The organism is Frigoribacterium sp. NPDC087798 (assembly GCF_044742985.1).
In the GTDB taxonomy this organism is placed as follows: domain Bacteria; phylum Actinomycetota; class Actinomycetes; order Actinomycetales; family Microbacteriaceae; genus Frigoribacterium.
Genome location: NZ_JBIUVP010000002.1, coordinates 570,856 through 593,370, shown reverse-complemented (window position 1 = coordinate 593,370; position 22,515 = coordinate 570,856). Strand labels below are relative to the sequence as shown.

The 22,515-nt window shown below is 69.6% G+C and carries 23 protein-coding genes; 1 reads left to right on the top strand and 22 read right to left on the bottom strand.

What is annotated here, in order from left to right; translation table 11 throughout:
- Nucleotides 1-546: 546 nt before the first annotated feature.
- From tyrS to infC, 20 genes are all read right to left on the bottom strand, one after another.
- Complete coding sequence (tyrS, locus tag ACIOSR_RS09790) at nt 547-1,785, bottom strand: tyrosine--tRNA ligase (protein ID WP_173154700.1); 1,239 nt, start codon at nt 1,783-1,785, stop codon at nt 547-549.
- Between the two features lie 110 nt (nt 1,786-1,895).
- Nucleotides 1,896-2,540 (bottom strand): DNA-3-methyladenine glycosylase, encoded by a 645-nt coding sequence (locus ACIOSR_RS09785; RefSeq protein WP_277959588.1) that lies wholly within the window; start codon nt 2,538-2,540, stop codon nt 1,896-1,898.
- A gap of 31 nt (nt 2,541-2,571) precedes the next feature.
- Nucleotides 2,572-2,709 (bottom strand): hypothetical protein, encoded by a 138-nt coding sequence (locus tag ACIOSR_RS09780; RefSeq protein WP_192122614.1) that lies wholly within the window; start codon nt 2,707-2,709, stop codon nt 2,572-2,574.
- Nucleotides 2,706-4,172, bottom strand: a complete 1,467-nt coding sequence (argH, locus tag ACIOSR_RS09775; protein ID WP_123571768.1) for an argininosuccinate lyase — start codon at nt 4,170-4,172, stop codon at nt 2,706-2,708. The genes ACIOSR_RS09780 and argH overlap by 4 nt, the downstream gene beginning before the upstream one ends.
- Nucleotides 4,169-5,371, bottom strand: a complete 1,203-nt coding sequence (locus ACIOSR_RS09770) for an argininosuccinate synthase (RefSeq protein ID WP_056048027.1) — start codon at nt 5,369-5,371, stop codon at nt 4,169-4,171. Before ACIOSR_RS09770 ends, argH begins: the two co-directional genes overlap by 4 nt.
- 55 nt (nt 5,372-5,426) lie before the next feature.
- Entirely contained in the window at nt 5,427-6,347 is a 921-nt protein-coding gene (gene argF / locus ACIOSR_RS09765) for an ornithine carbamoyltransferase (RefSeq protein ID WP_056048029.1), read from the bottom strand.
- Nucleotides 6,344-7,540: an acetylornithine transaminase gene (locus tag ACIOSR_RS09760; protein WP_123571770.1), complete on the bottom strand. Its 1,197-nt coding sequence runs from the start codon at nt 7,538-7,540 to the stop codon at nt 6,344-6,346. Before ACIOSR_RS09760 ends, argF begins: the two co-directional genes overlap by 4 nt.
- A 2-nt stretch (nt 7,541-7,542) precedes the next feature.
- Nucleotides 7,543-8,589 (bottom strand): acetylglutamate kinase, encoded by a 1,047-nt coding sequence (gene argB, locus ACIOSR_RS09755; RefSeq protein ID WP_082460493.1) that lies wholly within the window; start codon nt 8,587-8,589, stop codon nt 7,543-7,545.
- Nucleotides 8,589-9,746 carry a bifunctional glutamate N-acetyltransferase/amino-acid acetyltransferase ArgJ gene (gene argJ / locus ACIOSR_RS09750; RefSeq protein WP_402752481.1) on the bottom strand — a complete coding sequence of 386 codons (1,158 nt, stop codon included), beginning with the start codon at nt 9,744-9,746 and terminating at the stop codon, nt 8,589-8,591. The genes argB and argJ overlap by 1 nt, the downstream gene beginning before the upstream one ends.
- Complete coding sequence (gene argC, locus ACIOSR_RS09745; protein WP_173152288.1) at nt 9,743-10,792, bottom strand: N-acetyl-gamma-glutamyl-phosphate reductase; 1,050 nt, start codon at nt 10,790-10,792, stop codon at nt 9,743-9,745. Before argC ends, argJ begins: the two co-directional genes overlap by 4 nt.
- 59 nt (nt 10,793-10,851) lie before the next feature.
- Complete coding sequence (gene pheT, locus ACIOSR_RS09740; RefSeq protein ID WP_402752480.1) at nt 10,852-13,362, bottom strand: phenylalanine--tRNA ligase subunit beta; 2,511 nt, start codon at nt 13,360-13,362, stop codon at nt 10,852-10,854.
- On the bottom strand, nt 13,362-14,402 hold the full coding sequence (pheS, locus tag ACIOSR_RS09735) for a phenylalanine--tRNA ligase subunit alpha (RefSeq protein ID WP_402752479.1): 1,041 nt from the start codon (nt 14,400-14,402) through the stop codon (nt 13,362-13,364). The genes pheT and pheS overlap by 1 nt, the downstream gene beginning before the upstream one ends.
- A gap of 94 nt (nt 14,403-14,496) precedes the next feature.
- A complete protein-coding gene (locus tag ACIOSR_RS09730) occupies nt 14,497-15,414 on the bottom strand; it encodes an amino acid ABC transporter permease (RefSeq protein WP_082452458.1) in 918 nt (305 codons plus the stop codon).
- Nucleotides 15,411-16,079 carry an amino acid ABC transporter permease gene (locus ACIOSR_RS09725; RefSeq protein ID WP_043596711.1) on the bottom strand — a complete coding sequence of 223 codons (669 nt, stop codon included), beginning with the start codon at nt 16,077-16,079 and terminating at the stop codon, nt 15,411-15,413. The genes ACIOSR_RS09730 and ACIOSR_RS09725 overlap by 4 nt, the downstream gene beginning before the upstream one ends.
- A gap of 76 nt (nt 16,080-16,155) precedes the next feature.
- Nucleotides 16,156-17,019, bottom strand: coding sequence for a glutamate ABC transporter substrate-binding protein (locus ACIOSR_RS09720; protein WP_402752478.1), 864 nt, complete (start codon nt 17,017-17,019; stop codon nt 16,156-16,158).
- Between the two features lie 103 nt (nt 17,020-17,122).
- Nucleotides 17,123-17,860 (bottom strand): amino acid ABC transporter ATP-binding protein, encoded by a 738-nt coding sequence (locus ACIOSR_RS09715; protein ID WP_043596708.1) that lies wholly within the window; start codon nt 17,858-17,860, stop codon nt 17,123-17,125.
- Nucleotides 17,861-17,989: 129 nt separating this feature from the next.
- Entirely contained in the window at nt 17,990-18,790 is an 801-nt protein-coding gene (locus ACIOSR_RS09710) for a TrmH family RNA methyltransferase (protein WP_402752494.1), read from the bottom strand.
- A gap of 125 nt (nt 18,791-18,915) precedes the next feature.
- Nucleotides 18,916-19,302: a 50S ribosomal protein L20 gene (gene rplT / locus ACIOSR_RS09705; protein ID WP_043596706.1), complete on the bottom strand. Its 387-nt coding sequence runs from the start codon at nt 19,300-19,302 to the stop codon at nt 18,916-18,918.
- 30 nt (nt 19,303-19,332) lie between these two features.
- On the bottom strand, nt 19,333-19,527 hold the full coding sequence (rpmI, locus tag ACIOSR_RS09700; protein WP_043596704.1) for a 50S ribosomal protein L35: 195 nt from the start codon (nt 19,525-19,527) through the stop codon (nt 19,333-19,335).
- A 3-nt stretch (nt 19,528-19,530) separates the two neighbouring features.
- Nucleotides 19,531-20,181, bottom strand: a complete 651-nt coding sequence (gene infC / locus ACIOSR_RS09695; RefSeq protein ID WP_082060163.1) for a translation initiation factor IF-3 — start codon at nt 20,179-20,181, stop codon at nt 19,531-19,533.
- A 378-nt stretch (nt 20,182-20,559) separates the two neighbouring features.
- Between infC and ACIOSR_RS09690 the strand changes: the two genes are divergently transcribed.
- Nucleotides 20,560-20,892: a DUF1844 domain-containing protein gene (locus tag ACIOSR_RS09690; RefSeq protein ID WP_043596743.1), complete on the top strand. Its 333-nt coding sequence runs from the start codon at nt 20,560-20,562 to the stop codon at nt 20,890-20,892.
- 57 nt (nt 20,893-20,949) lie between these two features.
- Here the strand turns inward: ACIOSR_RS09690 and ACIOSR_RS09685 are convergent, their stop codons facing one another.
- Together ACIOSR_RS09685 and priA are read right to left on the bottom strand one after the other, a co-directional pair.
- Nucleotides 20,950-21,753 (bottom strand): SseB family protein, encoded by an 804-nt coding sequence (locus ACIOSR_RS09685; protein ID WP_402752477.1) that lies wholly within the window; start codon nt 21,751-21,753, stop codon nt 20,950-20,952.
- Entirely contained in the window at nt 21,753-22,499 is a 747-nt protein-coding gene (gene priA / locus ACIOSR_RS09680; protein ID WP_043596701.1) for a bifunctional 1-(5-phosphoribosyl)-5-((5-phosphoribosylamino)methylideneamino)imidazole-4-carboxamide isomerase/phosphoribosylanthranilate isomerase PriA, read from the bottom strand. The genes ACIOSR_RS09685 and priA overlap by 1 nt, the downstream gene beginning before the upstream one ends.
- Nucleotides 22,500-22,515 lie beyond the last annotated feature (16 nt).

Below are 22,515 nucleotides of genomic sequence, written 5' to 3'. Positions count from 1 at the left end.
ACAACCCCACCAAAGATGAAGCCACAAGCAATGCCAGGGTATAATTTGGCATTTGACAATGTGCACGCTGTTGAGTTCTCAAGGACCAAACGCACTCGAGGCCTGGCCGGAAAGACCCTCGCTCGAAGCTGCTGTGGAACCGTACCATCCTGATGGACCAAGTCGGAACGACTCGATTTCCGGCCCCCAAAGTTGAGGACCAGCACCTGGTGTTGACCAGAGGATGGATTTGAAACCCTACCACACGAATCGCAAGCCGTAAACGACTTGGCTTCGGGGAGGATGTCACCGCTTGAGGCCGGGGAACTCCGGATCAAAACCATTGCTGGTCGCTGTCCTAGCCGTTCCGCCGCACCTTTGGGCTGACTCGGATTACTTTACACAGCCCCCCGGTCGCACCTCCAAATGTCTGGGCATCCCGGGCGTGTCGCGTGACTGAAGCCTTGAGGGCATAGCCAGCCGCGTGCATTCACTGTCGTGGGACGACGTCAAACCCGCCCCCTCGACGAGGGAACGGGCTTCCGTCGTCCGGAGGTCGATCCGGGGTCAGACCTTGACGGTGACGCCGGCGAGCGTCTTCTTACCGCGTCGGAGCACGACGACTCCCCCGTCGAGTCTCGAGTCGGCGACCAGAGCATCACCGTTCTCGACCCGGGTGTTGTTCACGTAGACACCACCCTCCGCCGTGGCCCGGCGGGCTGCACCCAACGACGCGACGAGTCCGGTGTCGACCAACGCCTGAGCGATCGTGGTCGACGCATCGGCCTCGGCCGCCGGCAACTCGGCGATGGCACTGGCGAGAGTCCGCGGGTCGAGGACCGTGAGGTCGCCTTGCCCGAAGAGGGCGGCGGCTGCGTCGATGGCCGACTGCGTGGCCGAGGTGCCGTGGACCAGGGACGTGACGTTCCAGGCCAACGCTCGCTGCGCCTCCCGACGGAAGGGCTCGTCGGCGACGGCGGTCTCGAGCCGCTCGATCTCGGAACGCGAGAGGAACGTGAAGACCTTGAGCCGAGGGACGACGTCGGCGTCGTCGGTGTTGAGCCAGAACTGGTACATCGCGTACGGGCTGGTCAACTCGGCGTCGAGCCAGACCGCGTTGCCCTCGCTCTTGCCGAACTTGGTGCCGTCGGTGTTGGTGATCAGCGGCGTGCCGATCGCGTGGACCGAGACGCCTTCGGTGCGGCGGATGAGTTCGGTGCCACTGGTGAGGTTGCCCCACTGGTCGCTGCCGCCGGTCTGCAGGACGCAGTCGTAGCTGCGGTAGAGCTCGCGGAAGTCGAGGCCCTGGAGGATCTGGTAGCTGAACTCGGTGTAGCTGATGCCGGCGTCGGAGTTGAGACGCGCGGCCACGGCGTCTTTCTTGAGCATGGTGTTGACGCGGAAGTTCTTGCCGATGTCGCGCAGGAACTCGATGGCGCTGAGCGGAGACGTCCAGTCGAGGTTGTTCACCACTCGGAGACCGTTGTCACCGTCGGGCGAGAGGAACTTCTCGACGTGGACGCGGATGCGGTCGACCCACTCGGCCGTCTGCTCGGGCGTCTTGAGCACCCGCTCGGCGGTGGGGCGTGGATCGCCGATGAGGCCGGTGGACCCGCCCACGAGTCCCAGGGGCCGGTGACCGGCGAGCTGCAGGCGGCGCATGGTGAGCAACTGCACGAGGTTGCCGAGGTGGAGGCTGGGGGCCGTCGGGTCGAAACCGCAGTAGTACGTGATCGGCGCACCGGCGAGAAGGGTCTTGAGGGCGTCGGCATCGGTCGACACGTGCACCAGGCCGCGCCACTGCATCTCGTCCCACACGTCGTCGAACGAGGGGTCGTTGCTCTGGGCGGCCAGGACGTCTGCAGTCGTTTCACTGGTCACGTCGGAAACGGTACCAGCGGCCTCCGTCACCGTCTTCACGCCCCACCGCGTCGTCGCGAGACGGCGGCGCGGTACGGGGAGACCGAGGGATCACCCTCGAGCGAGAACCGCCACGGGAACGCGTCGCCACCGGCGTGACCCGACACACCGACACGCGGGCCGGCGGCGATCCGGCCGACCGGTGCGGACGGGAGGCGAAGGCGGAAGCGCGCCTCCTGACCGGGGGTGTCGGCGACGAGGCGTGAGCCGTCGTCGCCGAGCTCCATGCCGAGTGCGGAGCCGAGACGGCCGGGACCTCGGGCGAGGTCGGCCGACGTCCGCGACGTCGTCCGACGCGCTCGGACCTCGTCGACGCCGGCCACCACTTCGCCCGAACGCAACAGGACACCGGACGCAAAGCCCTCGGGCCCGCACACGATGTTGACGCAGCGGTGGATGCCGTAGGACAGGTACACGTAGAGCGTTCCGCCGCGTTCGAACATGCTGTCGTTGCGCGCCGACCGGCCCCGGTGCGCATGCGAGCCGGGGTCCTGCCCCTGACCGTGGTACGCCTCGACCTCGGTCAGGCGGATGCCGACGCCGCCCGACCAGAAGACCGAACCCAGGAGGCGCGGCGCGACGGCCAGCGCCGGTTCGGCCAGCAGTGCCGCGAGCACGTCGTCGTCGGGTGTCGTCGTCACCGCTCCCCCGTGCTCACCGCGATCGTCTCGTTCAGAAGAAGCGCTGACCACTGGCGACCGCGATCACCGCGACGGCGACGAGCACCGCCACGGCGATCGCGACGACGACGGGGACCACCCAGGCACGGACCGGCCGGTCGTCGCGAGCGCCCGGTCGTCGACGGGTCACGCTGCCGCCGGGGCGAGGGACCGGACCAGGTGGCGCATCTGCTCGGTCAGCTGCGCGAGCTGCTCGGCGACCCGCTCGGGAGCCGTGCCGCCGGCCCCTCGACGGCTGGCGATCGAGCCCTCGACCGTCAGGACGGGGCGGATCTCGGGCGTGAGATGCGCCGAGACGGACCGGTACTGCTCGTCGGTGGGCTCGTGCAGCTCGAGGTCGTGCTGTTCACAGAACCGCACCAGCTCGCCGCTGATCTCGTGTGCGTCGCGGAACGTGACCCCCTGACGGACGAGCCACTCGGCGACGTCGGTCGCGAGTGAGAATCCTTGCGGCGCGAGCTCGGCCATGCGGACCTCGTCGAAATCGAGGGTCGCCACCATGCCCGTGAACGCCGGGAGCAGCACCTCGAGCTGGCTGACCGAGTCGAACACCGGCTCTTTGTCTTCCTGGAGATCTCGGTTGTAGGCCAGCGGCAGCCCTTTGAGCGTCGCGAGCAGACCCGTCAGGTTGCCGATGAGCCGCCCCGACTTGCCGCGCGCGAGCTCGGCGATGTCGGGGTTCTTCTTCTGCGGCATGATGCTCGACCCGGTCGAGAACGCGTCGTGCAGACGGACGAAGCCGAATTCGCGGGTGTTCCAGAGGATGATCTCCTCGGCCAGCCGCGAGAGGTCGATGCCGATGGACGCCGCGACGAACGCGAACTCCGACACGACGTCACGACTGGCCGTCGCGTCGATCGAGTTCTCGGTCGTGCGGTCGAAACCCAGATCGGTCGCCACGAGGAGCGGGTCGAGCCCCAGCGAGCTACCCGCGAGGGCACCCGCTCCGTACGGCGAGGCACCGGCCCGACGCGACCAGTCGCGCAGGCGCTCGAGGTCGCGGACCAGAGGCCAGGCGTGGGCCAGGAGGTGGTGCGCCAACAGCACCGGCTGCGCGTGCTGGAGGTGCGTCCGGCCGGGCATCACGGCCGACGGGTGGGCCGTCGCCTGACCGGCGATCGCGTCGACCAGGTCGACGACCTGCCGACCGATGACGCGGGCGTGGTCGCGCAGGTACAAGCGCACCAGCGTCGCGATCTGGTCGTTGCGGCTACGCCCCGCCCGGAGCTTGCCGCCGAGCTCGGCGCCGGCGATGCCGATGAGGCCCCGCTCGAGGGCGGAGTGCACGTCCTCGTCGGTCTCGGCCGCGGTGAACGTGCCGTCGAGCACGTCCGACTCGAGCCGGTCGAGCGCCGACAGCATGGCCTCGAGCTCGGACGCGTCGAGGTATCCCGCCGCCGCCAGAGCCCTGGCGTGTGCCCGCGACCCGGCGATGTCGTACGAGGCCAGCTGCCAGTCGAACTGCGTGGACTTGCTGAGCGCGGCGAGCTCGGCGGACGGCCCGGAGGCGAAGCGGCCGCCCCAGAGGGCGCCCGCCTCGCCTGCTCGCTCGTTCTTGCCCGACCCTTCGCCGAGCCCGCTCGCGTCGGTCACGCCCCGTGGGCCAGGTCGCGACGAGCCGAGATCTTGCTGGGCAGCGACCAGATCTCGATGAAGCCCTTCGACAGGGACTGGTCGAAGGTGTCTCCCGTGTCGTAGGTCGCGAGGTCGAAGTCGTAGAGGCTCGCGTCGCTCTTCTGACCGGTGACGACCGCGCGCCCGCCCTGCAGCTTGAGACGGATCTCGCCCGACACGTACTTCTGCGTGTCGTCGATGAAGACGTCGAGCGACCGCTTGAGACCCGAGAACCACAGGCCGTCGTAGACGAGGTTGGACCACTCGGCCTCGACTCCACGCTTGTACCGGCCGAGGTCGCGCTCGATGGTCAGGGCCTCCAACGCCTCGTGCGCGGCGATCAGCGCCATCGCGCCGGGGGCCTCGTAGACCTCGCGGCTCTTGATGCCGACGAGCCGGTCCTCGACGACGTCGATGCGGCCGACGCCGTGCTTGCCGGCGAGCTCGTTCATGCGCTCGACGATGCCCAGCGGGGTGAACGCCACGCCGTCGATCGCCGTCGGGACTCCGGCCTCGAAGGTGATGACGACCTCGTCGGCGTCCTTGACGACGGCCGGGTCTTGCGTGTACTCGTACAGGTCCTCGATGGGAGCGTTCCAGGGGTCCTCGAGGAACCCGGTCTCGACCGCGCGGCCCCAGACGTTCTTGTCGATCGAGTAGGGGTTCTTGGCGCTCTGGCGGATGGGAAGGGCGTGCTCTTCCGCGTAGACGATCGCCTTGTCGCGGGTGAGGGCCAGGTCACGGACCGGGGCGATGCTCGTCAGGTCGGGGGCGAGGGCCGCGACGGCCGCCTCGAAGCGGACCTGGTCGTTGCCCTTGCCGGTGCACCCGTGGGCCACGCTGTTCGCACCCAGTTCCTTCGCGACCGACGCCAGGTGGCGGGCGATCAGCGGACGGCTGAGGGCGGACACCAGCGGGTAGGTCTTCTGGTACAGCGCGTTTGCCTTGAGGGCCGGCATCAGGTAGTCGGTGCCGAACTCTTCTTTGGCGTCGACGACGACCGATTCGACCGCACCGCAGTCGAGGGCACGCTGTCGGATGTCTTCCATGTCCTCTCCGCCCTGTCCGACGTCGACGGCGAGGGCGACCACCTCTTTTCCGGTGGCATCGGCCAACCAGCCGATGCCGACCGAGGTGTCGAGGCCTCCTGAATATGCGAGGACGACGCGTTCCGCCATGGTTCTCCTTGAGTGGTGTGGGTGTGGCTACGTGTGTGTGAGGTGGTGGGGGTGCTCAGCGGGCCAACAGCCAGGTGAGCAGCGCCTTCTGGGCGTGCAGCCGGTTCTCGGCCTCGTCCCAGATGACGCTGGTCGGGCCGTCGATGACGTCGGCCGTGACCTCGTACCCGCGGTCGGCGGGGAGACAGTGCAGGAAGATCGCGTCGGCGTCGGCCTGGGCCATCAAGGCCTGGTCGACCTTGAACGATCCGAAGACGGCGACCCGTTCGTCTTTCTCGTCCTCCTTGCCCATCGAGACCCAGGTGTCGGTCACGACGACGTCGACCCCGGCGACGGCCTCGGCCGCGTCGGTCGTGACGAGCACGGAGCCGCCCGTCCGCGCTGCGATCGCCTCGGCGTCGGCCACGACGGTCGGGTCGGGCAGGAAGCCCTCGGGGGCACCGATGCGGACGTGCATGCCCGCGGTCGCGCAGGCCAGCAGGTACGACTGGCCCATGTTGCAGCGCCCGTCACCGACGAAGGCCACCGAGAGGCCGGCGAGCGTGCCCTTCTTCTCGCGGATGGTCTGCAGGTCGGCGAGCAGCTGACACGGGTGGAAGTCGTCACTCAACGCGTTGACGACGGGCACGGTCGTCCCCGCCGCCATCTCTTCGAGGCCGGACTGCGCGTAGGTGCGCCAGACGATGGCGGACACCATGCGCTCGAGCACGCGCGCCGTGTCGGACGGGGTCTCCTTGCCGCCGAGCTGGCTGTTCGCGGTGGCGATGATCAGCGGGCTGCCGCCGAGGTCGGCGATGCCGACCGCGAAGGAGACCCGGGTACGGGTCGACGACTTGTCGAAGATCACGGCGACGGTCTGCGGACCGGCCAGCGGGCGCTGGGACCAACGGTCGCGCTTGAGTTCGTCAGCGAGATCGAGCACCTCGAGCTGCTCGGCGGTGGTCAGGTCGTCGTCCCGGAGGAAGTGGCGGGTCATTCGAGGCCTTTCAGGACGGTGGTCATGATCTGGGTGAACTCGGCGATCTCGTCGTCACCGACGATCAGGGGAGGCGCGAGACGGATGCTCGAGTCGTTGGGGGCGTTGACGATGAGGCCGGCCTCGAGGGCGTCGGCGGCGACCTGCGCCGCGACGGGCTGCGCCAGCCCCAGGCCGATCAGGAGGCCGTTGCCGCGGATCTCGCGGACGAGCGGCGAACCGATCGACTCGACGGCCGCGCGGAGCTGGTCGCCCCGGACGATCGCGTTGAGCACGAGCTGGCTCGACTCGATCTCGCCGAGCACGGCGTTGGCCGCGGCGGTGGCGAGCGGGTTGCCGCCGAAGGTGCTGCCGTGCTGACCGGCCTCGAACAGGTCGGACGTGTCGCCGAAGGTGATGAGCGCGCCGATGGGGACTCCCCCGGCGATGCCCTTGGCGACGGTGATGGCGTCGGGGACGATGTCGTGCTGCTGGAAGGCGAACCACGAGCCGGTCCGGCCGATGCCGGTCTGGATCTCGTCGAGGATCAGCAGGGCACCGTGCTTCGTGGTGAGTTCGCGGGCACGCTCGAGGTAGCCCTCGGGTAGGTCGACGACGCCGGCCTCGCCCTTGATCGGCTCGACGAACAGGGCGGCCACCGTACCGTCGAGGGCCGCCTCGAGTGCCTCGACGGTCGTGTCGATGTGCTCGACCCCGGGCATCATCGGCTCGAACGGTTCGCGCAGCGCCGGCTTGCCGGTCAGCGCGAGCGAGCCCATGGTGCGCCCGTGGAACGAGTTCTGCAGGGCGAGGATGCGGGTGCGCGAGCCGTCACCGCGGTTGAGGCGGGCCAGTTTGACCGCGGCCTCGTTGGCCTCGGCTCCGCTGTTGCCGAAGTAGACGCGCCCACGCTCGCCGGCACCGCTGATGCGGGTCAGCCGTTCGGCGAGCTCGACCTGCGGAGCCGTCGCGAAGTAGTTGGAGACGTGGATCAGCTTGCTCGCCTGCTCGGTGAGCGCCTCGACGAGCACCGGGTGGGCGTGTCCGAGGGCGTTCACGGCGATGCCCGCCAGGAAGTCGAGGTAACGCTTGCCGTCGACGTCCCAGACCTGGCAGCCCTCGCCGCGGTCGAGCATCACCTTCGGAGTGGACAGCGAACGCATCATCGAGTCGCCGAATCGGCGCTGCCAGGTACCGCCTTGGGTCTGGATCATGGTCACGACTGTCCTTTCGTGTCGGTGCCGCTGGCGGCAGGGCCACCCGGGGCGGTGCCCCCGGTGGTGACGATCTCGCCGGCGGGGGTGCCGAACGAGGTGACGACGGGGGCGCCGGTCGACGCCGCCCGATCGTCGGGGACCACCTCGGTGCCCGACCCGCGTTGGGTGAACACCTCGAGGAGGATCGAGTGCGGGATGCGACCGTCGATGATGGTCGCTCCTCCGACGCCACCGACGACCGAGTCGAGGCAGGCGCGCATCTTGGGGATCATGCCCGACTCGAGGGTCGGGAGCATGTCGGTGAGGGCCGACACCGTGATGGCCTCGACGAGCGAGTCGCGGTTCGGCCAGTCGGCGTAGAGCCCGGCGACGTCGGTCAGGACGACGAGCTTGGCCGCACCGAGGGCGATGGCCAGGGCCCCCGCCGCCGCGTCGGCGTTGACGTTGAGGGCGTGCTCGGGATCGATCGTGTTCGTCGCGATCGACGACACCACGGGGATGCGCCCCGCCTCGATCTCGACCAGCACCGACGACGGGTCGACGTGTGTCACGTCGCCCACGTGTCCCAGGTCGAAGGTCTCGCCGTCGACCACGACACCGCGCTTGCGACCCTCGAACAAGGTCGAGCCCTCGCCGGAGACACCGCGGGCCAGGTCGCCGTGCTCGTTGATCAGGTCGACGATCTCGCGGTTGACCTCGCCGGCCAGGACGTCGCGCACGACCGAGATCGCTTCGGTCGACGTGTAGCGGTAACCGCCCCGGAACTCGCTCTCGATGCCGGCGGCGTCGAGGGCGGCCGAGATCTGTGGCCCCCCGCCGTGGACGACCACCGGGTGCAACCCGGCGTACCGCAGGTAGACCATGTCCTCGGCGAACGCCTGCTTGAGGGCGTCGTCGACCATGGCGTTGCCGCCGAACTTCACGACGACGACCTTGCCAGAGAAGCGCTTCAGCCAGGGCAGGGACTCGATCAGGGTCGAGGCCTTGACCGCCGCGAGCTCCTGCTCGTCGGCCGCCGTCGCACCGGTGCTCGTGTGGACGCCCATCAGCTGGAGTACGCGCTGTTCTCGTGCACGTAGTCGTGCGTGAGATCGTTCGTCAGGATGGTCGCCTCGACCGGCCCCGTCTTCAGGTCGACGAGCACGTGGACCGCCCGGGGCGTCAGGTCGACGTCGTCGCTCGGCCGATCGGGTGCCCCGGCGTGGCAGACGCGGACGCCGTTGATGGTCACGTCGACGTCGTACGGGTCGAACTCGGCCGACGTGGTGCCGATGGCGGCGAGCACGCGGCCCCAGTTGGGGTCGTTGCCGAAGACGGCTGCCTTGAAGAGGTTGTTGCGAGCGATCGAACGGCCCACCTCGACGGCGTCGTCGTCGGATGCCGCCCCCACGATCTCGATGCGGATGTCGTGCGAGGCACCCTCGGCGTCGGCCTGCAACTGCTCGGCGAGGTCGGCACAGAGCGCCGTGACCGCCGCCGCGAAGTCGCCGGCAGGAGGCGCGACACCGGACTCGGCGCTGGCCAACAACACGACGGTGTCGTTCGTCGACATGCAGCCGTCCGAGTCGAGACGGTCGAAGGTGACCCGGGTCGCCTCGCGGAGTGCGGAATCGAGACCGAACGCGTCGACGTCGGCGTCCGTCGTGAGCACGACGAGCATCGTGGCGAGTCCGGGGGCGAGCATGCCCGCACCCTTGGCCATTCCGCCGACGACCCAGCCGTCACCCGAGACGACGGCCTGCTTGGGCTTGGTGTCGGTCGTCATGATCGCCGTGGCGGCATCGAGGCCGCCGTCGACCGACAGGGCGTCGGCCGCGGCCGTGGAGCCGCTCAGTACCTTGTCGCGGAAGGTCTGGTCGCCGACGCCGATGAGGCCCGTCGAGCAGACGAGGACGTCCGTCGCCGACAGGCCGAGGGCGGCGGCCACGGTCTCGGCCGTGGAGTGCGTCGTCTGGAAGCCGAAGGCTCCCGTGAAGCAGTTCGCGCCTCCGGAATTGAGGACGACGGCGTCGACGCGACCGTCGGCGACGACCTGCTGGGACCACAGGACGGGGTTCGCCTTGGCCCTGTTGCTGGTGAAGACGGCCGCTGCGGCCGTGCTGCGACCTCGGTTGACGACCAGGGCGACGTCCGGCGCGCCCGAACTCTTGAGGCCGGCGACGACGCCGGAGGCCTCGAAACCGGCTGCTGCGGTGACGCTCACGGGGCGACTCCGTTCTGGCCGAGGCCGGTGGTCTCGGCCAGGCCGAGCGCGATGTTGGCGGACTGGACGGCGGCACCGGCCGTGCCCTTCACGAGGTTGTCGAGGGCGGTGACCACGACGACGCGGTCGGCGGCCTCGTCGACGGCGAGTCCGATCAGGGCGGTGTTGGCACCGATCGTGTCGGCCGTCCGCGGGAACTCGCCGTCCGGCAGCAGGTGCACGAAGGGCTCGTTCGCGTAGGCCTGCTGCCAGGCGGATCGCACGTCGTGGGCGGTGACGCCCGGGGCGAGACGCGCCGTCGTCGTGGCGAGGATGCCCCGCGCCATCGGCACGAGCACCGGGGTGAACGAGACGTTCACCTCCGTCGCGCCGGCCACCCGGAGGTTCTGCTGGATCTCGGGGATGTGCCGGTGGCTGCCGCCCACCCCGTAGGCCGACGCCGACCCCATCAACTCGCTGGCCAACAGGTGGGTCTTGAGCGCCTTGCCCGCCCCGGACGGACCGACGGCCAGCACGGTCACGATGTCGGCGGTCTCGACGACGCCCGCCTGGACGCCGGGGGCCAGCCCCAGGGTCACCGCGGTGACGTTGCAGCCGGGCACCGCGATGCGCTTGGCCCCGACCAGGACGTCGCGCTGGCGACCCGGGGTGTCACCGAGGACGAGTTCGGGCAGGCCGTACGACCAGGCTCCGTAGAACTCGCCACCGTAGAACGCCTGCCAGGCGGACTCGTCGGTCAACCGGTGGTCGGCACCACAGTCGACGACGAGCGTGTCGTCGGGCAACTGGGCGGTGATCGCCCCCGACTTGCCGTGGGGCAGGGCGAGGAACACGACGTCGTGCCCCGAGAGGGCTTCGGGCGTCGTGTCGACCAGGGTCAGGTGCGCCAACGAGCGCAGGTGCGGCTGGACCGCGAGGAGTGGCTGACCGGCGTTCTGGAACGCTGTGACGGTCTGCACCTCGAAGTCGGGATGCTCGGCCAGCAAGCGCAGGAGCTCACCACCGGCGTAACCACTCGCGCCGGCCACGGCAACGGAGAAAGGCATGCGTCCACCCTAATGTTCGAATTCGGCCTGGGATCAGGGGCGGCGGCGCCGGGCGAGTGTCAGTCGCGGAGCGCCGCCCCGAATCGCTCGCCGGCCAGGCGGACGGAGCCGGACTTGGCCTCGGAGGCCTCGGCGGCGGTGAGGGTGCGGTCTCCGGCCCGGAAGCGCAGGGCGAAGGTGAGCGACTTCGACGCGTCGGGCAACCCGGCACCTCGGTAGTCGTCGACCAGCCGGACCGTCTCGAGCAGGTGGCCCGCACCCTCGCGCACGGTCGCGAGCACGTCGCCCGCGGGGACGTCGACGCCCACCACGAGGGAGAGGTCTTGGGTCGCCGCGGGGTAGGACGAGAGGGCCGAGGTGGCCGGCTCGGCGACGGCGAGGGCGATGAGGCGGTCGAGGTCGAGCTCGGCCACGGCGACCACCCGGGGCAGGTCGAGCTCGGCTGCCACGCTGGGCAGCAGCTCGCCCGCGATGCCCACGACCTCGTCGCCGACGAGCACCTCGGCCGTGCGGCCCGGGTGCAGCGAGACGTGCCGGGCCTGTCGGAAGGTGACCTCGGCGGCCACGGCCGACGCCGCGACGCGCACGGCGTCGAGCACGTCGGCGAGGGACGCCGGGACGGCGGATTGCCCAGGGGCGCGATCGACGACCGTGCCGACCGTCAGGAGGCCGAGGTGTCGCGGCTGGCGCGGCAGGGCGTCGGCGAGGGCGCCCAGCGTGGCGTCGTCGGGGCGGGCGGCCCCGAACGGGACCTCGTCGCTTCCGTAGACGACGCCCTCGTCAGGCAGGAAGACCGTGCCCACCTCGAACACCGAGAGGTCGACGAGACCGCGACCGAGGTTGCGACGGGCGACCTCGAGCAGCCCCGGCACCAGTGACCGACGGAGTTCGGGCGCCGCCGAGTCGAGGGGGTTGGCGAGTCGGACGGCGGGCAGCCCGGTGCCGTCGGCCGAGCCGAAGGCGAGGTTCTGGGCCGAGGAGACGAACGGGTACGCGGCGACCTCGGTCGAGCCGGCCGCGGCGAGCCCGTTCGACACCTGCCGACGCAGCTGCTGCTCGCGCGACAACCCACGACCGGCCGGGGCGACGGGCAGGACGGAGGGGATGCGGTCGTAACCCGTGATGCGAGCGACTTCTTCGACGAGCGACGCGGAGTCGACCAGGTCGCTGCGCCAGGTCGGCGGGGTCACGAGCCAGTCGTCACCAGCTCGCTCGACGCTCGCCCCGATGGCCGTGAGGGCACCGGAGACCTCGTCGTCGGTGTAGTCGACGCCCATGAGGCGGGCGGCTCGATCGACCGGCAGGGTGATCGCGTCGGGAGGGGTGGAGGCGTCCCATCGTGACCCGAGCGCGTCGGACGTGCCGCCGGCGAGCTCGACGAGCAGGTCGACCACGCGCTGGGCGGCTGCCTCGGCCACCTGCGGGTCGACACCGCGCTCGAAGCGCTTGGACGCCTCGCTCGGCAGCTTGTGGCGGCGGGCGGTACGGGCGATCGACGTGGGGTCGAAGGTCGCGGCCTCGACGAGGACGTCGGTCGTGGTCGCGCCGATCTCGGTCGAGGCGCCGCCCATGACGCCGGCCAGGCCGACGGCACCCGACTCGTCGGCGATCACGAGGTCCTCGGCGTGCAGGTCGCGTACCTGGCCGTCGAGGGTCTCGAGGCGCTCGCCCGGTGCGGCCCGGCGGACCGAGAGGCCACCGCTGACCTTGTCGAGGTCGTAGCCGTGGATCGGCTGGCCGAGCTCGAACATGACGTAGTTCGTGACGTCGACCGGCAGCGAGATGCTGCGGACCCCCGCCAACCGCAAGCGCGACGCGAGCCACGGAGGGGTCGGACGGGTCGCGTCGATGCCGCGGACCACCTTGGTGGTGAAGGTCTGCACGCCGACCCGGTCGCGCACGGGGGCCTGGTCGTCCACGACCACCGGGAAGCCGGACGACGGGGTCGGAGAGACGAGCGACGCGGGGTCGCGGAAGGTCGCCCCGGTGGCGTGCGAGTACTCGCGGGCCACCCCCCGGATGCTGAAGGCGTAGCCCCGGTCGGGCGTCACGTTGATCTCGACCGCGGCCTCGTCGAGGCCGAGCAGCGCGATCGCGTCCGTGCCGACCTCGGGATCGAGACCGAGCGACGAGAGGACGAGGATGCCGTCGTGCTCGTCGCCGAGGCCGAGCTCGCGGGACGAGGCGATCATGCCGTCGGAGACGTGCCCGTAGGTCTTGCGGGCGGCGATCGGGAACGGCCCGGGCAGCACCGCACCGGGCAACGACACGACGACCTTGTCGCCGACGACGAAGTTGTGGGCACCGCAGACGATGCCGCGGACGTCATCGGGGTCGGTCGAGGCGTTCGGGCCCACGGCGACCTGGCACCAGTTGATCGTCTTGCCGTTCTTCTGCGGCTCGGGCGTGAACTCGAGCACCTGACCGACCACGAGGGGCCCGGTCACGTCGCCGACGTGGACGTCTTCTTCTTCGAACCCGACCGACACGAGGGCGGCGTGGACGCTCTCGAGCGACACGTCGCCCGGCAGCTCGACGAACTCACCGAGCCAACTCAGCGGAACCCGCATCAGACCACCATCCCGAACTGCTCGCTGAACCTGACGTCACCCTCGACCATGTCGCGCATGTCGTTGAGGTCGTTGCGGAACTGGAGGGTGCGCTCGATGCCCATGCCGAAGGCGAAACCCTGGTAGCGCTCGGGGTCGATGCCGGCCGCCCGCAGCACGTTCGGGTTGACCATCCCGCAACCGCCCCATTCGACCCACCGTGCGCCGCCCTTGGCGTTCGGCTGCCAGACGTCCATCTCGGCGCTGGGCTCGGTGAAGGGGAAGTAGTTGGGGCGCAGCCGGATCTGCGCCTCGGCGCCGAACATCGAGCGGGCGAGGTGCTCGAGGGTTCCGCGCAGGTGCGCCATGGTGAGGCCCTCGTCGACGGCGATGCCCTCGAGCTGGGTGAAGACGGGCGTGTGCGTCGCATCGAGCTCGTCGGTGCGGAACACCCGGCCCAGCGCGACGTTGTAGACCGGCAGCTCTTTCGAGAGGAGCGTGCGGATCTGCACCGGCGACGTATGCGTGCGCAACACCAGGTGACGGTCGACGGGGTCGACGAAGAACGTGTCCTGCATGGCCCGGGCCGGGTGGTCGGCGTCGAAGTTCAGGGCGTCGAAGTTGAACCACTCGTGCTCGAGTTCGGGGCCCTCGTTGACCTCCCACCCCATGCCGACGAACAGGTCGGCCATGCGCTCTTGCAGCAAGGTCAGGGGGTGACGGGCCCCGGCGCGACGGCGCGACGGCAGAGCCGTGACGTCGACGGCCTCGGCCTCGAGCCGCGCGGACTCCTCGATCACGGCCAGCTCGGCCTCGCGCGTGGCGACGGCCTGACCGACCCGACCTCGGGCCTGACCGACGAGCTTGCCCGCCGCCGCCTTCTGGTCGTTCGGCAGGTCGCGCAGACCGGCGTTCAGGCGGGCCAGCACCGAGACCTCGCCGACGTGCTGGGCACGGGCGGTCTTGAGCTCGGCGACGGTGGCCGCCGTGGCGATCGCCGCGAGGGCGGCGTCGACCGCCGACGCGACGGCGTCTTCGGAGAGGGGGACGGAGTCTGACACGAGAACCAAGCTTAGCGATCGTTGGGAGGCGACCCGCGCCTCCTGGTCGTGACGGACGAGGAGGCGCGGGCTGGGATCGGGTGGACGGACCGGGTCAGGTCGCGCGGCCCGACACGTGGTCGGACTCGTAGCGGCCACCGCGTCCGAACATGCCCGGGTCCTTCGGCGTGCCCGGGCGCTTGGCGACGACCGCACGCCGCCCCGTCCGTCGGTCGACGACGCGGACGACCCACGAGAGCAGGAGGTTCGTGGCGAGGTAGACGACGAGGACGACCGCGAAGAGGGTGAACGTGTACGTGCTGCCGTAGTAGGTGCCCAGACGCGTGAGACCGCTCCGGGTCAGTTCGACGTAGCCGACGATGTAGCCGAGCGAGGTGTCCTTCAACAGGACGACGAGCTGGGCCAGGATGATCGGCAGCATCTGACGGAAGGCCTGCGGGAACTCGATGGCGAAGCGCGTGCGGATCGGGGTGAGCCCGATCGCGAGGCCGGCCTCGCGTTGCCCCCGCGGCAGCGAGGCGATGCCCGCGCGCAGCGCCTCGCCGATGAGCGCCCCGTTGTAGACCGCCAGCGCCGCGACCACGGCCCAGAAGGCCCCGGTCGAGAAGACCAACAGGATGAACAGCATCATCAGCAGGACGGGCATGCCGCGGAAGAACTCGAGCAGCACCGTCGTGGGGACGCGCACCCAGGCGGACCGCGCCGTCCGGAGGAACGAGAAGAGGACGCCGATGACCACCGCGAGGACCGACGCGACGGCCGCGGCCTGGATGGTCGCCAACCAACCCCGACCGATCGCCCGCCAGAGCGCGAGGTCACCGAGGATGTCCCACCGCGACGCGTCGAGCACGCCGGGACTCTCGGCACCGTTCGCGCTGATGCGGGGGCGGCCGAGGAGGTAGACGAGGTAGGCGACCAGGGCCAGGACGAGCACGACGCCGACCACCGAGATGATCCGCGAGGTGCGGCGGGCCCTCGGCCCCGGGGCGTCGTAGAGGACGGAGGTGCTCATCGGAGGACTGCGACCTTCTTCTCGACCACGGCGGCGAGACGGCCGAGCGTGATGGTGACGAGCAGGTAGAAGAACGCCACGGCGAGCAGCGTGGTGATGACGGCGTCACCGCGATCGTTCGCGATGTAGCGTCCCGCGGCGAAGAGCTCGGCCACGAAGAAACCACCGGCCACCGAGGTGTTCTTGGTGAGGGCGATGAAGACGTTGATCAGCGGGGGCACGACCATGCGCATGGCCTGCGGGAGGATCACGTGGCCGAGCGTCTGCCCGAAGCCGAGCCCGATGCTGCGGGCCGCCTCGGCCTGCCCGACGGGGACGCCGTTGATGCCCGACCGGATGGCCTCCGCGACGAACGGCGAGGTGTACGCCGTCAAGCCGATGACGGCCAACGGGAAGTACGTGCCGAAGTCGACTCCGAGGTACGGCAGGACGAAGGCGCAGAAGAAGAGCACGAGCGTGAGCGGGATGTTGCGCAGCGCCTCGGTGTAGACCGTCGCGAACGTGCGGAAGGACGCCACGGGCGAGATGCGCAGTGCCGCGACGAAGAAACCGATCACGAGGGCCCCGAGGCCCGACAGAACGAGCAGCTGGAGCGTCGTGACGAAGCCGTCCCAGAAGCGGGGCCAGTTGTCGGTCACGGCGTCGAAGCCGGGGATGACGTCCAAGGGGTTCAACAGGGTCCTTCGGTCGGGGCAGGACGCGGGCACCCGGGGGCTGGTCGCCCCGGGTGCCCGCGCGGTGTCAGTAGCGGTCGATCGTGGGGGGCGTCGGGGTGTCGAGCACCTTGCCCGCGGTCTTCTCCCACAGCTCGTCCCAGGTGCCGTCGTCCTCGGCGTCCTGGAGCGTGTCGTTGACGAACATGCGGAAGTCGGTGTCTTCGAGGGCCAGACCGATGCCGTAGGGCTCTTCGGTGAAGGTCTCCCCCACGACCTCGAACTCACCCTCGTTCTGGTCGGCGAGGCCGGCCAGGATGACGTTGTCGGTCGTCACGGCCGACACCGCACCGGTGCGGAGGGGCTCGAGGCAGTTCGAGTACGTGTCGGTGGCGAGGATGTCGGTGGTGTACTCGGCCACGTTCTTCTCGCTGGTCGAGCCGCTGACGGTGCAGACCTTCTTGCCGGCCAGATCGTCGGCGGACTCGATCCCCTCGGGGTTGCCGTCGAGCACGAGCAGGTCTTGACCGGCCGTGTAGTACGGGCCGGCGAACGAGACGACCTTCTTGCGATCGTCGTTGATCGTGTAGGTCGCGATGACGAGGTCGACCTGGCCGTTCTGGATGAACGGCTCGCGGTTGGCCGAGACGGTCTCGACCCACGTGATCTTGTCGGCTTCGATGCCGAGCTTCGCGGCGACGAGCTTGCCGATCTCGGCGTCGAAGCCCTCGGGCACGCCGTCGGGGTTGGCCAGGCCGAACAGCGGCTGGTCGAACTTGGTGCCGATGGTGATCTCACCGGCGTCGGCGAGGCGGGCCATGGTGCTGCCTTCGGCGAAGTCGGCCGGCGTCTCGACGTCGACGGCCGGGGCCGACGAGTCGGTGCAGGCCGAGAGGCCGAGGACCACGGCGGCTGCTGCGGCTACGGCGACGAATCCCTTGCTGAGTCGCATTCTGATCTCCTTGCTGGGTGACCCGGACGCCGGGCGGCGATCGGGTGTCGTGGGCCGGCTGTTCGGGTGCCGGGGAACGGGTCGCGGACTCGGCCGCGCCCGCTCAGTGCGTGAGGATCTTCGCGAGGAAGTCCTGGGCGCGGGTCGACTGGGGGTCGGTGAAGAACTTCTCGGGCGTCGCCTCTTCGACGATCTGACCGTCGGCCATGAAGACGACGCGATCGGCGGCCTTGCGCGCGAACCCCATCTCGTGGGTGACGACGATCATCGTCATGCCGTCCTTCGCGAGCTGCACCATGACGTCGAGCACCTCGGTGATCATCTCGGGGTCGAGTGCGCTGGTGGGCTCGTCCAGGAGCATCACCTTGGGGTCCATCGCCAGTGCCCGGGCGATCGCGACACGCTGCTGCTGCCCGCCCGAGAGCTGGGACGGCATCTTGTCGGCCTGGTTCGCGACGCCGACCCGCTCGAGCAACTGCATCGCCCGCTCGCGCGCCTCGGCCTTGGTGCGCTTCCGCACCTTGAGCTGGCCCAGCATGACGTTCTCGAGGATGGTCTTGTGCGAGAAGAGGTTGAAGCTCTGGAACACCATGCCGACGTCGGCGCGGAGGCGGGCGAGAGCCGCACCTTCTTCGGGCAGACGCGTGCCGTCGATCGTGATGACGCCGTCGTCGATGGTCTCGAGGCGGTTGATCGCCCGGCAGAGGGTCGACTTGCCCGAACCGCTCGGGCCGATCACGACGACCACCTCACCCTTGCCCACCGTCGTGGTGATGTCCTTCAGGACGTGGAGGTCACCGAAGTGCTTGTTGACGTGGTCGACCACGACGAGGGGTTCCATGCGCCCACACAAACAGACCCCCAGGTCGGGGTCAAATTCACAGTGGATTCTTAATGAAAACGAAACGACGCGTCCCACCGCGCTGAGAGCGCATGGCCCGACCCGCGCCTCCTGCGGGACGAGGAGGCGCTAGCTGCGGTGGGCGAAGGCGCTCTCGTAGAGGCACACCGAGGCCGCCGTCGCGAGGTTCATCGATTCGGCGTGACCGTAGATGGGCACGACCAGGGCGCGGTCGGCACGCGCGAGGTCGGCGTCGGTGAGACCTCGGGCCTCGTTGCCGAAGAGCCAGGCGGTCGGCTCGGCGAGCACGCCCTCGGTGCGGGCGGCGAGCAGGTCGTCTCCCTTGACGTCGGCGGCGAGCACCTGGAGGCCGACCTCACGACACCGGTCGACGATCGCCGGCAACTCGACGCCCACGGCGACCGGCACGTGGAACAGCGAACCCGTCGTGGACCGGACGACCTTGGGGTTGTAGAGGTCGACGCTGCGACCGGTCATGATGACGGCGTCGGCACCCGCGGCGTCCGCGGCCCGGATGATGGTGCCCGCGTTGCCGGGGTCGCGGACTTCCTCGAGGATCACGACGAGCTTGGGCTCGGCGGCGAAGACGTCCTTGACCGACGTGGGGAACTGCCGACAGACGGCGACGATGCCCTGTGGCGTGACCGTGTCGGCCATGGCCTCGAGCACCGGCTCGGTGACGAACTGGACGTCGATGCCCTCCGCCCCGGCGGCGACCGCCACCTCGGGGTAACGCTCGAGAGCCGTCGGGGTGCCGAAGAGTTCGACGATCAGCTCGGGCCGGAAGGCCAGGGCCTCACCGACCGACTGCGGCCCTTCGAGCAGGAACGTGCAGGTCTCGGTGCGAGCGTCGCGCTTCGAGAGCTTGGCCACCGCCCGGACTCGGGGTGAACGGGGATTGTCGAGCAGGGAGTCGTGGGGCACCCGTCCATGATGCCGCACGAGGACCACCGCCTGCCGCGGACGCACGAGACCCGACGGCGACACCGGGGTGGGTGTCGGGCCGTCGGGCCTCGAGGGTGGTTCGGGTGCGACTACGCGGCGACCTTGGGGGCCGAGGTGTCGGCGGGCAGCGCGGCCTTGGCGGTGGCGACGAGCGACGCGAACGTGGCGGGCTCGTTGACGGCCAGCTCGGCCAGGATGCGACGGTCGACCTCGACGCCGGCCAGGGACAGACCCTGGATGAGGCGGTTGTAGGTCAGGCCGTTCGCACGCGACGCCGCGTTGATGCGCTGGATCCACAGACGACGGAACTCGCCCTTGCGCGCACGACGGTCACGGTACGAGTAGACGAGCGAGTGCGTGACCTGCTCTTTGGCCTTGCGGTACAGGCGCGAACGCTGACCGCGGTAACCCTCGGCACGCTCGAGGATGACGCGACGCTTCTTGGCGGCGTTGACCGCTCTCTTGACTCTTGCCATTTTCTTGTTCCTCTACGTTCGTGTCAGCGGTCAGTGACCGAGAAGCTTCTTGGCGACCTTGGCGTCGGCGGGAGCGAGCACCTGGTCCTGGTTCAGGCGAGCCTTGCGCTTGGCGCTCTTCACCTCGAGGTTGTGGCGCATGCCAGCCTGCTGCTTCATGATCTTGCCGGAACCGGTGACCTTGAAGCGCTTCTTGGCGCCGGAGTGGGTCTTCTGCTTGGGCATGTCTTACTTACTTTCTTCTGTCGGTCGCTCGGCCGGTGCATCGGCCGGGACCTCGTCGGACGTCGGGTGCTTCGGCGGCTTGTTGGCCGCCTTGCGAGCTTCTGCCTCGGCCTTGGCCTCGGACTTGTTCTTGTGCGGGCCGATGACCATCACCATGTTGCGGCCGTCGATGGTGGGCGTCGACTCGACGCTGCCCCACTCGGAGACGTCTTCGGCGAAGCGCTGGAGGAGGCGGACACCCTGGTCGGGACGCGACTGCTCGCGACCACGGAACAGGATCATGGCCTTGACCTTGTCGCCGCCCTGGAGGAAGCCCTCGGCGCGCTTGCGCTTCGTCTCGTAGTCGTGCTTGTCGATCTTCAGGCGGAAACGGACCTCTTTGAGGATCGTGTTCGCCTGGTTGCGACGGGCTTCTTTCGCCTTCTGCGCAGCCTCGTACTTGAACTTTCCGTGATCCATGATCTTGGCCACGGGAGGCTTCGAGTTGGGGGCCACCTCGACCAGGTCGAGCTCGGCCTCTGCGGCGAGACGCAGGGCCATGGCGATGGGAACGACGCCGATCTGCTCACCTGCGGGCCCGACGAGGCGGACCTCGGGGACGCGGATACGGTCGTTCGTACGGGGATCGCTGATGCGGAACTCCTCTGTCGTCATTTCTGCATCTGGCGGGGCCGGACGGCCTCGCCAGAGAAAGAGGAGTTTCGTGCGGGCACCGTCTGACGACGCATCACACCGCACCCTGGCTGCTCGATCACCGTCTGCCCGATGCCTCTGACGAGGAACGAGGTGGAACGGTGGTGCTGATCGAACGGGGTGCCAACAACCCGGTAACCTTGTCTAACGGTCAAGCGCGGGTGGGAGAATCTCCACTTTCGCACGGAGCAGACGCTCCGAGCCTGGACGAGTTTAGCAGAGGATCAGTTCGTGAGCCACTCCCCCGACGACGCACCCATTCCCGACGCCCGCTTCGGTGATCCGGCACCGGCCACGTCGCCCGACACCTCCCCCGCGACGGCGCGGTTCGAGGACGATCTGCACTTCGGTGACGACGCCGCACGTGACATCGCCGACGTCAACGCGGTCGAGGTCATCAACACCGTCTGCGTCCACCTGATGAGCGCCGCCGCGGTGAAGGTCGGCCTGGCCGACGACCCGCAGCGACAGACCGACCTCGACGAGGCCCGCAAGCTCATCACCTCCCTCGCCGGACTCGTGACCGCCAGCGCACCCGAGATCGGCGACCAGCACGCCCGGGCGCTCCGCGACGGCCTGCGGTCGCTGCAACTCGCCTTCCGTGAAGCGTCGGCCATCCCCGACGCGATCGGCCAGGGCCCCGGCGAGAAGTACACCGGCCCCGTCAACTGAACGGCGCGTCCCCCGAACCGCGCGTCCGGCTCCCGCACCCTGACGGACGGCTCTTCCTCAGCCCGGGACGACCTTCACCGACATGCTGTCGACCCGGTCGGCGATCACCGGATCGGCGGCCCAGGCCGCCTGCAGTCGCTGCAGCAGCGCGTGAAGGGCGTCGCGGTCCAGACCCGGCGCCACGCCCAGCTGGACGACGATCTCGGGGGCACCGAGCCGGGCGTTTCGATAGCCCGGCGCGACGACCAGGCTGACCAGCGCCTCCTCGTCACGTGACGCGTCGAGGAACGCGCGCAGGACGTCTTCGTCGTGGTGGCTCGGCACCCACGGGAGGTCTTGCGCGACGGCCCAGACAGCCGGACGACGCAGACCGAACTCGGTGATCGAACCGGGGTCGACCACGATGCGGTCGGTCGACTCCGAGGCGGCCGCGAGGGCCACGCGCCGAGCCTCCACCGGCACCGGTCGGGCAGCGGGACGCCACCGCGTCAAGGTCTCTACCGAGGTGAAGGCCGGCAACACGTCCCGGCCGTCGGGACCCGAGACCGTGACGATGGAGAGCTCCTGCGTCTTGTCGACGCGGCGACCGTGGTCGTCGAGACCTTCGTCCCCCGCCACGGCGACCAGAGGCACGAGCAGGCGCGCCGGACGGAGGGCGTCGACGACGTCGCTCTCTCCGAGCCGCCCCTCGCGGAACCCGAGGAGGGCGTCGAGCAGGTCCGGGTCGGCGGACCCGTCGTCTCCGGCGTGCGCCGTGTCGTGATGGTCGAAGGTGCGCCCGGCCCACGGACGCCCGGCGCTGTCTCCGCCGGGACCGGGATCTTCGTGTGCGTGCCCCGGTCCGCCCGGCGCGGTCGTCATCAGTTCGACGCGACGTCGAGGGCTGCGCCGAGGGTGAAGGCTCCCGAGTAGAGCGCCTTGCCGACGATGGCGCCCTCGAGCCCCTGCGGCACGAGCTCACGCAGAGCCACGAGGTCGTCGAGGCTCGAGATGCCCCCCGAGGCGATCACCGGACGATCGGTGTGCTCCATCACCTGACGTAACAGGTCGACGTTGGGACCCTGGAGCGTGCCGTCCTTCGTCACGTCGGTCACGACGTAGCGCGCACAGCCGGCCTCTTCGAGCCGCGCGAGGACGGTCCAGAGATCGCCGCCCTCTTCGGTCCAACCCCGCGCCGCCAGCGTGGTGCCCCGGACGTCGAGCCCGACGGCCACCGCCTCGCCGTACTCGGCGATGACGTGGGCGGCCCATTCGGGGTTCTCGAGGGCCGCGGTGCCGAGGTTGATGCGCTTCACGCCGGTGCTCAACGCGTCCTCGAGGGACTTGTCGTCGCGGATGCCACCGCTGAGCTCGACGTTGACGCCCTTGACCTGCTTGATGACCCTCTTGATGACGGCGCGGTTGTCTCCGCGCCCGAAGGCGGCGTCGAGGTCGACCAGGTGCAGCCATTCGGCGCCCTGGCTCGCCCAGTCGTCGGCTGCCGAGACCGGGTCGCCGTAGTTCGTCTCGCTGCCGGCCTCACCCTGGGTCAGGCGCACGGCCTGACCGCCCGCCACGTCGACGGCGGGGAACAGGGTCAGGGCGGGGGTGGTGCAGAACTCGCTCATGTCGTCTCTCTCACGG